The organism is Mariprofundus sp. NF (genome assembly GCF_013387455.1).
Lineage (GTDB): Bacteria > Pseudomonadota > Zetaproteobacteria > Mariprofundales > Mariprofundaceae > Mariprofundus.
The window spans coordinates 30,303-42,768 of record NZ_VWNC01000008.1 but is presented as its reverse complement, the minus strand read 5'-3'; the positions used below and the strand labels follow the sequence as shown (position 1 = coordinate 42,768).

Below are 12,466 nucleotides of genomic sequence, written 5' to 3'. Positions count from 1 at the left end.
GAAAGGTGTCCGGTCTTTTTTTACCCTCAAGCATCCCCGGACACAAAAAAAAGCGGCCCATGTTGCCATGGACCGCTTTGATCAGGTGTAAACCTTCTTACAGAGTGTGAAGCTCAGCAACAGCAGCCTTAGCTTTGTCACCACATACTTTCTGGTTAGGCATCTTAGACTTGCCGTGTGCAGCTTTAGCAATACTCTTAGACTCACATACCCATGCTTCCAGAGCTGCGTCATCCCATACAGCGCCAGCATCTTTCTGAGCTGACAGGTAAGAACCGTACTTGAAGCCATCAACGCCGCCCTGAGTACGACCAGCAATGGTCTTCAGACCTGGGCCAACTTTTTTGGCGTCAGAATCCAGGTGATGACAAGCTTTACACTTGCCCAGTGCGCTAGCATCAGCAGTTGCTGCCATGCCGCCCATTACGAATGCAGCTGCGGCTGCGATCATTAGTGCTTTTTTCATGATAAAATCCTCCTCTCGAATTTGGAGATGACTTGCTACGCACGCCGCCTCATGGTGTCAACCCTAAGCTTGGCCAAAAACAGGGGCAGTAGAAAAGAATCCCCCCCATGGGGGAACTCGCCACCTCAGCTCTCCTGATCGCTACGATGAGGGAACCGCTTAGCTACTTTTAAAGCGCAATTCACCATCAATAACATCAATGGTGATCGTGCCTGCGGGCATCACCTCTCCGGCAATCAACATTCTGGCTACCGGTGTCTCCAGCTGCTGCTGGATAAATCGTTTCAGCGGTCTGGCACCATAAACCGGATCATAACCCTCAACTGCCAGCCACGCTCTGGCTCCTGCGGTGACATCAAGTCCAATCTGCTGCTCATGCAGTCGCTGCTGTAACTCATTGAGAAATAGCGACACCACTTCAGTAATCACCGACTCACTCAACGGCTGGAAGAGTACGGTATCATCCACCCTGTTGAGGAATTCCGGCCGGAAATGGCTGCGCAAGGCGGCCATCACCTGCGTGCGTGCAGCCTCATCAATCACGCCATGACTATCGATGCCATCCAGCAGATATTGGGAACCGATATTACTGGTCATGATGATAATGGTATTCTGGAAATTGACTGTCCTACCATGGCTATCGGTCAGGCGACCATCATCAAGCAGCTGCAGCAGTATATTAAATACATCCGGATGCGCCTTCTCCACCTCATCAAGCAGCAGCACACAGTAAGGCTTGCGTCGCACAGCTTCAGTCAGCTGCCCCCCCTCCTCAAAACCGACATAACCCGGAGGTGCACCGACCAGACGGGAAACGGTATGGCGCTCCATATATTCGGACATATCGATGCGCACCATATTATCCTCAGAGTCAAACAGCGACCGGGCCAGGGTTCTGGCCAGCTCGGTTTTACCTACACCGGTAGGACCAAGAAACAGGAATGAACCGATGGGACGATGCTGATCACGGATGCCAGCGCGTGCGCGCAGCACAGCATCAGCCACAGCTTTTACCGCCTCATCCTGTCCGATCACCCGCTCATGCAGTACTGACTCAAGCTTGAGCAGCTTATCCCGCTCACCCTCCAGCAACCGCGTTAATGGAATGCCTGTCCAGCGCGCCACCACCTGGGCAATCTCCTCTTCGCTCACCTCTTCGCGCAACAGGCCACTGGACTCATGGTTGCTGGCCTCAAGCGCCGCCAGCTCTTTCTCCAACTCAGGAAGTGTGCCATAACGCAGTGAAGCGACCTTCTCCAGCTCATACTTGCGCTCGGCTGCTTCGATCTCAAAACGTGTCTGTTCAATCTTTTCGCGCAACAACTGCACCTGACTGATTGCCCCCTTCTCCTTCTCCCACTGCGAACGCATCACATCCCGCCGCTCCTGAAGATCTGCCAGCTCTTTGCGCAACACCTTCAGTCGCTCGCCACTGGCCGCATCCTTCTCCTTCTTCAGCGCTGTCTCCTCAATCTCCAGACGCATAGCCCTGCGGCTGATCTCATCCAGCTCTGCCGGCATCGAATCCATCTCTGTGCGAATCGAAGCGCACGCCTCATCCACAAGATCAATTGCCTTATCAGGCAAAAAACGATCTGAGATATAACGATCAGAGAGTGTTGCTGCCGCCACCAGTGAAGCATCTGTAATACGGACACCGTGATGCAGCTCAAAACGTTCGCGCAAACCGCGCAGAATCGAGATGGTATCCTCGACATTGGGTGCATCGACAATGATCGGCTGAAAACGGCGTTCCAGCGCCGCATCCTTCTCAATATAGCGACGATACTCATCCAGTGTGGTGGCACCGATACAGTGCAGTTCACCACGTGCCAGCATCGGTTTGAGCATATTACCGGCATCACTGCTGCCTTCAGTTTTACCTGCTCCGACAATGGTATGCAGCTCATCAATAAACAGCAGGGTGCGCCCATCCGACTCTTTGATCTCTTTGAGTACCGCTTTCAGTCGCTCCTCAAATTCGCCTCTGTATTTGGCACCGGCCATCAATGCGGCCATATCCAGTGAGAAGAGCTTGCGATCCTTCAACCCCTCAGGCACATCGCCGGAGACGATGCGTTGTGCCAGACCTTCGGCAATAGCTGTCTTGCCCACACCGGGCTCACCGATCAGTACCGGATTATTCTTGGTTTTGCGTGACAGAATTCTGACAACTGAACGAATTTCACTATCCCGACCGATGACCGGATCGAGCTTTCCGTTTCTGGCCATCTCCACCAGATCAACACCATATTTGTTCAGCGCATCATACTGCGACTCAGGCGAATCGCTGGTGACACGCTGATGACCACGCACCTTCTCAAGCGCCTGCATGAAGAGATCACGAGTGATGCCAAATTCCTTGAAGGCTTTGCCTGCATCGCTTTTCTCCTGCTCATCGATAAAACCAAGTAGCAGATGTTCAACAGAGATGTACTCATCCTGAAGTTTCTTTGCCTCATCTTCGGCCTGGATGAAAAGCTGCTGCAGTCGCTGCGTGACATAGAGGGTATTGGCCTGGGCAGGGCCGAGCGCCACTTTGGGACGTTTTGAAAGTGACGTTTCGATCTTTGCTTTGATCAGATCGATGGCAACACCACATTGATCAATCAACCTGGGCGCTAAACCATTTTTTTGAGCCAACAGCTCAGCCAGAAGATGTTCACCATCCACCTCCTGATGCGACAGGCGTGTCGCCAGCGACTGCGCTGATGCAACAGCTTCACTTACCTTCTGAGTTAATCGGTTCATATCCATGAAAAAGCTCCTACACTACAATCCAATAATGATTGATTAATATCTCTATAGGGCTTTATAGTGGCAAATCCAAGGGTTAGAGATCACTTCCATTAACACCGGCCTCACTCACCGCCTGCAGCAGAGCCTTGCGGCTGTAGGGCTTGCGCACAAAACCTGCCAGGCCATGAACAAACAGACGTTCCGCCGCTTCTCCTTCTGAAAAACCACTACTGAGGACAATCGGGATATCCGGATATCTGGCATGCATCAGATGGAAGGCCTGCTCCCCATCCAGTTTGGGCATGGTAAGATCAAGCACAACCAGTGCTATTTCATCACAATGTTTGTCCAGCAGGGTCAAGGCCATTTCGCCATCATCTGCCGTGATCACCTGCATCCCTTCCCGCTCCAGAATACGACTGGCGACATCCCGCACCGCCTGCTCATCATCGACCAGCAGCACGGTTCCACGCAGAGCCACCGGCAGTTCATATTGGCCGGTCTGCTCCTCGACAGACTCAACTGCTTCACCTTTGAGTGCCGGGAAATAGATTTTAAAACAGGAACCACGCCCCGGCTCGCTGTAGAGGGAGAGTGCGCCTGCATGACTGCGGACAATACCGAGCAGTGCCGCCAGACCAAGACCACTACCCATCTCTTTGGTGGTAAAGAAGGGATCGAAAATGCGCTGCTGTGTCTCTCTGTCCATGCCGCAGCCCGTATCACACGCCTCGACAAAGATATATTCACCTTCAACAAGCTCATCTTTGAGATACATGCGTGAGAAATCACGCTGATTCAGGTGCACGCTACCTGTAGAGAGTGTGACGTTTCCCGGTTTCCCCTGCATCGCCTCAGCAGCATTGGTCATCAGATTCATCAGCATCTGAGTCAGCTGGTTTTTATCACCATGCAGATTTGCCAGCCCATCCTGCAATTTCAGCTCCAGCTCAACACGTTTACCGATCACTGTGCCGAGAAGCTCTGACACATCGCTAATCAGAAGATTAAGATTCTGCTCCCCCATCGCAAAGCGACCCTGCCCTGAATAGGCGAGCATCTGATGAACAAGTTCAGCACCCTTCTTGGATGCCTTGAAAACCTGCTTGAGATAATAGCGTATTTCGCCTTCATCGGGCGCATCCAGCAGTGCCAGTTCAGCATTACCCATCACACCGACCAGAAGATTATTAAAGTCATGGGCAATGCCTCCGGCCAGCACACCGACACTCTCCATCTTCTGTGCCTGCTGCAGCTGGCTGGTCAGCTCCTCTCTCTCCTGCTCTGCCTGTTTGCGGGCATTGATATCACGAAGGTTGCCCTCCACGCCGATAACATTACGGTTTTCATCATAACAGTAGTGCGAGTTGGATTCTGTCCAGAAGCGGGAGCCATCCCGATGCCTCAAACAAAGTTCATACTGTTCAATTTTTCCATCTCCATCGGCTAATGCCTGCAGATGTTTTTCACGTCCCTCTTTCTCATAATAGAGATCACTGGTTCGCATACCGATCAAATCGCTGCGTTTATATCCCAGATGACGTTCAACCGAGGCTGAGACCCAGAGCAGCACCCCATCCAGATTGACGCGATAATAGGTATCCTGCATCTGGTCGAGCATCTCCCTGTACTCGCTGGAGAGCTTCTCCAGTTCATTCGTACGCTTTTCGATGCCATGACGCAGCTGCCTGTTAAAGGCGTAGAGAATCAGAATCAATATCAGCAAAACGGCAATGCCGATCCAGAAACGATAGGGGTAGACATGATTCTTCATCACATGCGAGATCGTCGGTTGCGGCTGGTAGAGAAAGTGATCCCAATTCAGCTCACCAATCGGATAACCCAGGGCTTGAAACTCTTCGGCAATACGATGCCAGCGTCTGGGATTTGAGAGACCAATCGGGATAATTTCGACATTCATCAAATCGGCAATGATCTCAGCCTCAAACCTCAGGAAGTCGTGCGACTTCTGCTGCGAGTCATATTTTTCCTTGATCAGCTCAATCACTTCATCGACATGATTCAGTGCATAGTGCCACCCCTTGATCGTGGCGCGATGCAGTGCATCGGCTCGTTTGGGGTTCTCCTCTATCTCCTTCTCTGTGGTCAGCAGCGTATCGCCATAGATATCCAGGCCGAACTCCTGAGGTCTGAACATGCGATATGGCATACCCTTCTGCTCAAACAGAAATGCCTCATTGCTGCTATAACCGGGCCATGCATCGCTCTTACCGTTAAACAGATCCTCAGCCACACCTGCCGACTGACGAACAAAATCACCGCTGTTGATATTAAACTTCTTCAGCAGTGCAAAAGCCTCAACCTCGCGCCGTCCATCCTGCATCATAACAATACGCTTGCCGCGCAACTCAGCCGGAGAACTGATCTCAGGACGAGTGTAGATCACCTGTGCTGTATGTTGAAAAATAGAGGCGAGAACAACGATCGGAGCCCCTTCGGCCCGATCCAGGAGGGCACTGGCGTTACCCACTGCATATTGTGCATGCCCCTCCAGCAGCTCCCTGACCGGATTTTTTCCCGGGCCACCCTCAACGAGTTCAACCCTCAACCCTTCATCAGCATAATATCCCTTCTCAATAGCCATATAATAACCGGCAAACTGGAACTGATGCTTCCATTTCAGCTGCAATCCGACGCTATCAAGATCACCCTCATGCGCAGAGATCGGGGCGACCCAGCCGAGTGAGATCAACAAAAGTGCAATAAGTGTAAAAGCCTGCCTCATAGCAAACAGATTAAGGGTTCAGGATGCGAACAGCAAACAGCAATATGACAGTGGAAGCTCAGGGCATGCTTAATGATTAGAGAGTTCGACCACAAACACCGCAACTTTGGCAACCGTTGCCGGATTGGAGTTGGCAATCTCAACAATCAGATCATCCGCCCCTTCCGGATTGTTAAAGCGCGTCTGAAATTCATGACTACCGACTTTGTAGCTGCGCCGCTGTTGCATGGTCTTCTCGATATCACCATGTACCCTTACAACGCGGAAGGTGAGCGGCCCGACGGTATCGGAAACCATTGTCACCTCATAAAGGCCGGGGCGATTGGGCATGTCGAAAAATTCGCGGGACTTCTGAAAGGGTGGAACATTGGCATCGCGGTAATAGAGGTAGTCTGTTTCAGTGGCAAAAGTGACGCCAACCTGTGCGAAGAGAGGCAGGCCAAGAGAGAGAGCCAGCAAGATCAACAGCTTTCTCATAAACCCTCCTGCACCTCAATATCATATTTATCACAAAGATAGCGCATTTTATCCTTGGCGCGGTCACCGAATCCAAGCCAGCGACCGGCTCTGGCTTTGATGTGATGGTTGCGTTCTAAGGCTGCCTCAACAAGCTGCCGTTCAAACTCTGCCACCGCCTTCTCTGCACGGATGCCACTATCGGGCAACTGCTGAAGCCAGAGCTGCAGGGGATCGATATCATCAGATACAAACTGCGGGCCGGCCAGTGACGGAATGGCTGCGACCACCTCATCAGAGGCGAGAACAACAGCGCGTTCAATCACATTCTCCAACTCTCTGACATTGCCCGGCCAGCTATAGCGCGACAGCTGTTCAAGCACATCCTCTGAAAAACCATCCATACGTTTGCCACACATCGCAGCCTTACGCAGCAGAATCGCATCAGCCAGTTCAGGAAGATCATCGATATGATCGCGTAGTGGCGGCACTGCAATTTCAACCACATGAATACGATAATAGAGATCATCGCGAAACAGCCCTTCAGCCACGTTGCGCTCAAGGTCTTCACGGGTAGAGCAGATCAGACGCACATCCGAATAGAGAATCGCCTCACCACCAAGGCGCGAAAACTCGCCCGACTCCAGAACCCGCAACAGCTTGGCCTGAACCGGCAGAGGCAAGCCTGCAACCTCATCGAGAAACAGCGTGCCACCACTGGCGCGCTCAAACCATCCCAGCTTGCGTTTTCCCGCTCCGGAAAAGGCACCCATTTCATAGCCAAACAGCTCACTTTCCAGCATTTCCGCACTCATCGAAGCACAGTTGATAGCAATAAAGGGCTGCTCCGCCCGGTTGCTGGCTGCATGCAGTTTTCGCGCAATCAGCTCTTTTCCTGTTCCTGTTTCGCCACAGATCAATACTGTGGATGGAGCTCGGGCCACCTGCTCAATCAACCGTCTGAGCTGCTGCATCACTTCAGATTCACCAAGCAGATCGGTGTTAACCTGACTCTGCAAGGCGCGCTCCATCTCCTGCTCACGCATCGCCTTCCAGCTGATCTCCATGCTGCGATCAATGGTGCTCTTTACCTCATCCGGATCAAACGGTTTGCCAAAAAAATCCAGTGCTCCCAGCTCCTGAGCCCGTAGTGCAAAAGCACGCTCATCATGACCGGTGATGACTACGACCGGTGTATCAGGACTCTCCTCTCTCAGACGCGTCAGATAACCCATGCCAATCTCAGGATTATCCGGTTCCGGTGGCAGTGCCAGATCAAGCACCACCAGATCAACCCGGTTCCCGGATAACATCTGATCTGCACCCTCCAGATCACCCGCCTCAAGAATCTGATACGACTCTTTCAGCAACAGCTTCAAATTCAGCCGATTGATATCGTTATCATCAACGACAAGTACCGTTTGTTTCATAACAGATGCTCCTTTATCAGCGCATTGAATCTCATATTAACCATGCTTATCCTGCCATAGGGGCAGCTGCACGATGAAGGTGGAACCTTTGCCCACTCCCTCACTTTGTGCCGTAATCATTCCGCCATGGGCAGTGACAATCCGGCGTGAGAGGTAGAGGCCAACACCCAAGCCATTACTCTTGCTGGTGGCAAACAGTCTGAAAAGTCGGTTTTTCAGGAACTCAGGCGTCATGCCGCAGCCCTGATCACTGATCCGCACTTCAGCCATCTCTTCATTGGCGCTGTTTTTCACAAGACGGGTCTCTATATGAATCCGACCCTGACGCTGCATTGACTGCACGCCGTTATCATAGAGGTTCTCAAACACGCCCTGCAGCTGGTCGTTGTCGCCTGCGACGGCAGGCAGCAGCTGGTAGTTATCTGTTATGGTGATCGATTCAGGCCAGAGGCGATCCCGCACACTGCGTTGCAGCAGCGCGACAAGATCGATCGGTGTTATGGTGAGATCAACGGGCGCATTGGGATCATTCATACGCTGCATCAGCGTCTGCATTCTGCCGGTCACCTTTTTAATCGCCGTCAGCATGCGCGCCACATCCTCCTCATCGAGCTTGCCGGAGCCCAGATGGTGAGCAAGAAACGAGAGATCGTGCAGACGATTTTTCAGATCGTGGGAGTGCAGCTGTTTGGTGACACGCGAGAGTGAGTCAAGCCTTGCTGCCTCAGCCTGCTGATGGGTCAGGCGGGCATGCTCCAGACTCATGGCTGCAAACTTGGCCAGTGACTCAAGACTGGCTCTCTCCTCACTATCCATTGGCCAGCTATCCAGACGGGGTCCCAGCCAGAGGTAGGCCTCACCGGTAGCATCAGGCAGTTCAAGGCAGAGATCATAGGTTTCATGCCGGCCATCATGGGCTTGCTCATCAATCATCGGCGCATTGGCAGGAAAAGCGTACCACTCGCCGTCGGGTCTGTTACGCTCATCCAATGCCACATAACGGCGATGGCTCACATTATAGATCCGCTCCAGCAGTGCCGATTCAATATCCTGAAGCGGCAACTGGGCAAGGTCTCCGGCGCCCAGCTGACGAATGGCTGCCAGCATATCAAGTTGATGACGGAAAAAGAGTCGATCCAGCGCTCGCTGCATCGACTGCACCAGCGGTGCAAAACCGAAAGCCGCAGCAATCGCCGCGATCACCATTGCCCAGACCGAGACAGGCAGGCCGGTGACCAGATAGACAGCCGATTCGGCCAGCATCAGCACCAGCACGAAGACAGCTATCGCCGCCAGTGTGGCGCCGAAATAGGCGAATGAGTGCACCAGCCGCCTGAAGCTGAAAATCAGGCGCAAACGTGACATCGAGGCCTCAGCTTTCAGCAAGCTCCAACCGTTGGCCTTCAAATTCAAAGTTAGCCATAGCCTGGCGCAGTGATTGCAGTGATTCACCGGCAAGCGGCAACAGCGGCAGACGCAGCTCACTGCCTATCCAGCCCAGTGCAGCACATGCAGCTTTTACAGGAATCGGGTTGGCTTCAACAAACAGTACACTGTTGAGTTCGCGCATCGCAAACTGTGCTTTACGAGCCCGTTGCAGATCACCATCAGCCATCGCCCCGGTCAAAGCCAGCATCGCCTGCGGTGCTATATTGGCGACCACAGAGATCACACCGTGACCACCCATGGCCATAAATGGCATCGTCGTAGCATCATCACCGGAGTAGAACTCGATACGGTCACCACAGGCTGCCATGGTGTGGGCCAGCTGTTCCATATTTGCCGTGGCATCTTTGATACCAACGATATTGGCAACATGTGAAAGCCTGCCAACCGTTTCAGGTAGAATATTGGAGTTGGTGCGTCCAGGTACATTGTAAACCAGCTGAGGAAGATGAACCGCATCAGCAACTGCCTTGTAGTGGCAGTAGATGCCTTCCTGGGTTGGTTTGTTGTAGTAGGGGGAGATCAACAGCGCAGCATCAGCACCAATAGATTTGGCTGCAGCCGTAAGCTCAACCGATTCTGCGGTATTATTACTTCCGGTTCCGGCAATTACCGGCACTCGCCCGGCCACCTGCTCCACCGCCATGCGGATCACCTGCTTGTGTTCATCAAAAGAGAGTGTTGCCGCTTCACCGGTCGTACCGGCAGGAATGACACCGTTTACGCCAGCCTCGACCTGCCTCTCCAGATGCTCACGAAAAGCCTCTTCATCAATCTTTCCGTTTGCGAATGGTGTGACCAGTGCGGTCATCGTACCATGGAACATGCCTGCCTCCGAAATATGACACCCGAATAAAACACTTTGTATCTGTTGGTGATGTCATCTCTAACTGGCTGAACTATAACCGCATCATCTGTTCGAGAAAGGAGATATATTCTCCCCATCCCTTAAAGTTCATATCAAGCGCAGATAATTATATACATTATCAGCAATGAATATGGTGCGATTTAGATACACCCACACGCCTACTTTTATATATTTGTGAGATTCAGGAGCGCTTATCCAGCCCCTGGTACTCCTCCACCTCAACATAGACACTGGCTGGATAGACCGGCCCGATATCGACAATCACCCAGGCATCACCGCGCAGGCCGAGTTCGACATCGAAGACATCACCCTCTTCGATCATCTCAAGAATCACCTGCGGTAGCGCTACAGGACCAATGCGCTCCTGCATATTATCAAAATCGAAGATAATCGAATCGCTGTTTACAGCAACCACCCGGCCATGCCCCTCAACAAAACGTGAGAAACGTTTACTGCGCAGGCGTGGCGAAACGCCGCCACCGGAGCGGACAAAGTGGAATAATACACGTGAAAGCCGCGCTACCCGGATTGCATCCGGCGTCACCTCGGCCAGAATCTCAATCAGGTTCAAGTACTGATCATGTTTAAACCAACCGCGTTCGTGACTAAACGAGATCCACGCCTGCAGGGAATCCGAGTAAGCCTGAATAAGCTCTGCATTGCTGGTCTCCCGCACCGAAAACCAACCGAGAAAATCGCGCAGATGCTCCGGGTCCAGCGCATCCATGGGCAGCTGACCGAGATCACTTGAGGGCTCTACGTCACCCTCGAGAAGATCGGCCATATGCTGCTCTAACCCCTCCTCCCACTCGGCAAAATCGGACTCATCATTCATTTCTGCATCCTGAAACAGATCGGAGTAGTGAATCAGATACTGCGCCAACATCTCCATACACTGCTCCTGAGTCGAATGTACAGCAGAGCCGGTTGTGAAACTGGCAGCAGTATTCTGAATAAAATCATCCATCGACTCCTGGAGTGTGTGAGAGCGACTCATACAAGCACCTGAAGGGCATGCGTTTGGCGGATAAACATGGTTACTCCCTGAGATAAGCGATCACGAGCGAAGGCGAATTGTTGCCCGAAATGGTACAAATAGCTATTGTCCCGGGCCATTTGAGAAAAGAGTTTCACACTGGCTGATCCCTATGCCGCCGATGAAAAGCGAGGAACAACCCATGCAAATCAATGTAACCAGCGTACGTGTTGGCAATATTCTTGAGGTCGACAACGGTCTCTGGCGCGTCATGAAGACCAATCATGTCACACCGGGTAAAGGCGTAGCCTGCATGCAGCTGGAGATGCGCAATATCGAAACCGGCAACAAAACCAACAAACGTTTCAACTCTACCGAACGCGTTGAACGTGTTGTTCTTAGCCAGCGCGATATGCAGTACCTCTATGCTGATGCCGATGACTACCACTTCATGGATATGGAGACCTATGAGCAGATCACCTTAAGTGAGGAGATGCTGGAAAATGCCCTTCCCTACCTGCTGCCTGAGATGATGGTCCAGGTTGAGTTTCATGATGAGCGTCCGTTGAATGTGAAAATGCCTCAGACTGTAATCCTCGAGGTGGTGGAGTGTGACGCGGCCATTAAAGGTCAGACAGCTACCAGCTCTTATAAACCTGGACGTCTGGAGACAGGTGCCGCGATTATGGTCCCCCCTTATCTGGAATCAGGTACGCGTGTAAAGGTTAATACCGATAACGGAGAATTCGTCGAACGCGCCTGATTAACTGATTGTACACGATAAAAAACGCGGCCCAGAGATGAGTCGCGTTTTTTTATTTCGGGGATACGCCTTTTACATTTTTCAGCATGCGGCCAAGTACATCGCGGGTAAGAAGAAACTCCTCTTCACTGATATCACTATAGGCTTGCTTGAGAATCTCCATCAGCTTCGGCCGCAGCTTCTCGGCCGCCTCTACCCCCTGCTCGGTGAGGCTGGCCCGCACAACGCGACGATCCACCTCATCGGTGGCACGTACCACCAGCGCTTTTTTAGCCAGGCTGTTAAGCAGGCGGGTGATCACCGCCTTATCCTTGGCCAGTGTATCGGCCAGCTGCTTCTGGGTAAGGCCCAGCTTATCTTCACACTGGTGAATCATCATCACCACACCCAACTCATCGGCAGTAATCGGATAACCACTGGCAGCGCACTGTTCGGCCAGCATCTGGCGAAAAGCGTACATCAGATGGTGCACCAGATAACCCAGTCCATCTTCAAAGCGTTTTGGCATAGCAACAGTCATGCATGAACCTTAACCACAAAGGTTGATGATGCCAATAGTTGACATCATCAATATTT

The 12,466-nt window shown here is 52.2% G+C and carries 10 protein-coding genes; 1 reads left to right on the top strand and 9 read right to left on the bottom strand.

Annotated elements, in window-relative coordinates; translation table 11 throughout:
- Nucleotides 1-97: 97 nt before the first annotated feature.
- From F3F96_RS10945 to F3F96_RS10910, 8 genes are all read right to left on the bottom strand, one after another.
- Nucleotides 98-466: a cytochrome c family protein gene (locus F3F96_RS10945; RefSeq protein WP_176963317.1), complete on the bottom strand. Its 369-nt coding sequence runs from the start codon at nt 464-466 to the stop codon at nt 98-100.
- Nucleotides 467-625: 159 nt separating this feature from the next.
- Nucleotides 626-3,223 (bottom strand): ATP-dependent chaperone ClpB, encoded by a 2,598-nt coding sequence (gene clpB, locus F3F96_RS10940; protein ID WP_176963316.1) that lies wholly within the window; start codon nt 3,221-3,223, stop codon nt 626-628.
- A gap of 76 nt (nt 3,224-3,299) precedes the next feature.
- Nucleotides 3,300-5,951, bottom strand: a complete 2,652-nt coding sequence (locus tag F3F96_RS10935; protein ID WP_176963315.1) for an ABC transporter substrate-binding protein — start codon at nt 5,949-5,951, stop codon at nt 3,300-3,302.
- Nucleotides 5,952-6,020: 69 nt separating this feature from the next.
- Nucleotides 6,021-6,428: a hypothetical protein gene (locus F3F96_RS10930; RefSeq protein WP_176963314.1), complete on the bottom strand. Its 408-nt coding sequence runs from the start codon at nt 6,426-6,428 to the stop codon at nt 6,021-6,023.
- Nucleotides 6,425-7,837, bottom strand: coding sequence for a sigma-54 dependent transcriptional regulator (locus tag F3F96_RS10925; RefSeq protein ID WP_176963313.1), 1,413 nt, complete (start codon nt 7,835-7,837; stop codon nt 6,425-6,427). Before F3F96_RS10925 ends, F3F96_RS10930 begins: the two co-directional genes overlap by 4 nt.
- A gap of 36 nt (nt 7,838-7,873) precedes the next feature.
- Nucleotides 7,874-9,202, bottom strand: a complete 1,329-nt coding sequence (locus F3F96_RS10920) for an ATP-binding protein (RefSeq protein WP_176963312.1) — start codon at nt 9,200-9,202, stop codon at nt 7,874-7,876.
- 7 nt (nt 9,203-9,209) lie between these two features.
- Nucleotides 9,210-10,109 (bottom strand): 4-hydroxy-tetrahydrodipicolinate synthase, encoded by a 900-nt coding sequence (gene dapA, locus F3F96_RS10915; RefSeq protein ID WP_176963311.1) that lies wholly within the window; start codon nt 10,107-10,109, stop codon nt 9,210-9,212.
- 223 nt (nt 10,110-10,332) lie between these two features.
- Nucleotides 10,333-11,148, bottom strand: coding sequence for a hypothetical protein (locus tag F3F96_RS10910; protein WP_176963310.1), 816 nt, complete (start codon nt 11,146-11,148; stop codon nt 10,333-10,335).
- 181 nt (nt 11,149-11,329) lie between these two features.
- Here F3F96_RS10910 and efp point away from each other — a divergent pair, with 181 nt between their 5' ends.
- Complete coding sequence (gene efp, locus F3F96_RS10905) at nt 11,330-11,890, top strand: elongation factor P (RefSeq protein WP_176963309.1); 561 nt, start codon at nt 11,330-11,332, stop codon at nt 11,888-11,890.
- Nucleotides 11,891-11,942: 52 nt separating this feature from the next.
- On the opposite strand, the gene F3F96_RS10900 is transcribed toward efp, so the two are convergent.
- Complete coding sequence (locus tag F3F96_RS10900) at nt 11,943-12,410, bottom strand: MarR family winged helix-turn-helix transcriptional regulator (protein WP_176963308.1); 468 nt, start codon at nt 12,408-12,410, stop codon at nt 11,943-11,945.
- Between the last annotated feature and the right edge of the window lie 56 nt (nt 12,411-12,466).

What these genes read in the sequence shown, in the direction of transcription:
- efp (WP_176963309.1), top strand. Translation starts at nt 11,330, where the DNA reads ATGCAAATCAATGTAACCAGCGTACGTGTTGGCAATATTCTTGAGGTC.
- F3F96_RS10920 (WP_176963312.1), bottom strand. Translation starts at nt 9,202, where the DNA reads ATGTCACGTTTGCGCCTGATTTTCAGCTTCAGGCGGCTGGTGCACTCA.
- F3F96_RS10945 (WP_176963317.1), bottom strand. Translation starts at nt 466, where the DNA reads ATGAAAAAAGCACTAATGATCGCAGCCGCAGCTGCATTCGTAATGGGC.
- F3F96_RS10925 (WP_176963313.1), bottom strand. Translation starts at nt 7,837, where the DNA reads ATGAAACAAACGGTACTTGTCGTTGATGATAACGATATCAATCGGCTG.
- F3F96_RS10900 (WP_176963308.1), bottom strand. Translation starts at nt 12,410, where the DNA reads ATGACTGTTGCTATGCCAAAACGCTTTGAAGATGGACTGGGTTATCTG.
- F3F96_RS10935 (WP_176963315.1), bottom strand. Translation starts at nt 5,951, where the DNA reads ATGAGGCAGGCTTTTACACTTATTGCACTTTTGTTGATCTCACTCGGC.
- F3F96_RS10930 (WP_176963314.1), bottom strand. Translation starts at nt 6,428, where the DNA reads ATGAGAAAGCTGTTGATCTTGCTGGCTCTCTCTCTTGGCCTGCCTCTC.
- clpB (WP_176963316.1), bottom strand. Translation starts at nt 3,223, where the DNA reads ATGGATATGAACCGATTAACTCAGAAGGTAAGTGAAGCTGTTGCATCA.
- F3F96_RS10910 (WP_176963310.1), bottom strand. Translation starts at nt 11,148, where the DNA reads ATGAGTCGCTCTCACACACTCCAGGAGTCGATGGATGATTTTATTCAG.
- dapA (WP_176963311.1), bottom strand. Translation starts at nt 10,109, where the DNA reads ATGTTCCATGGTACGATGACCGCACTGGTCACACCATTCGCAAACGGA.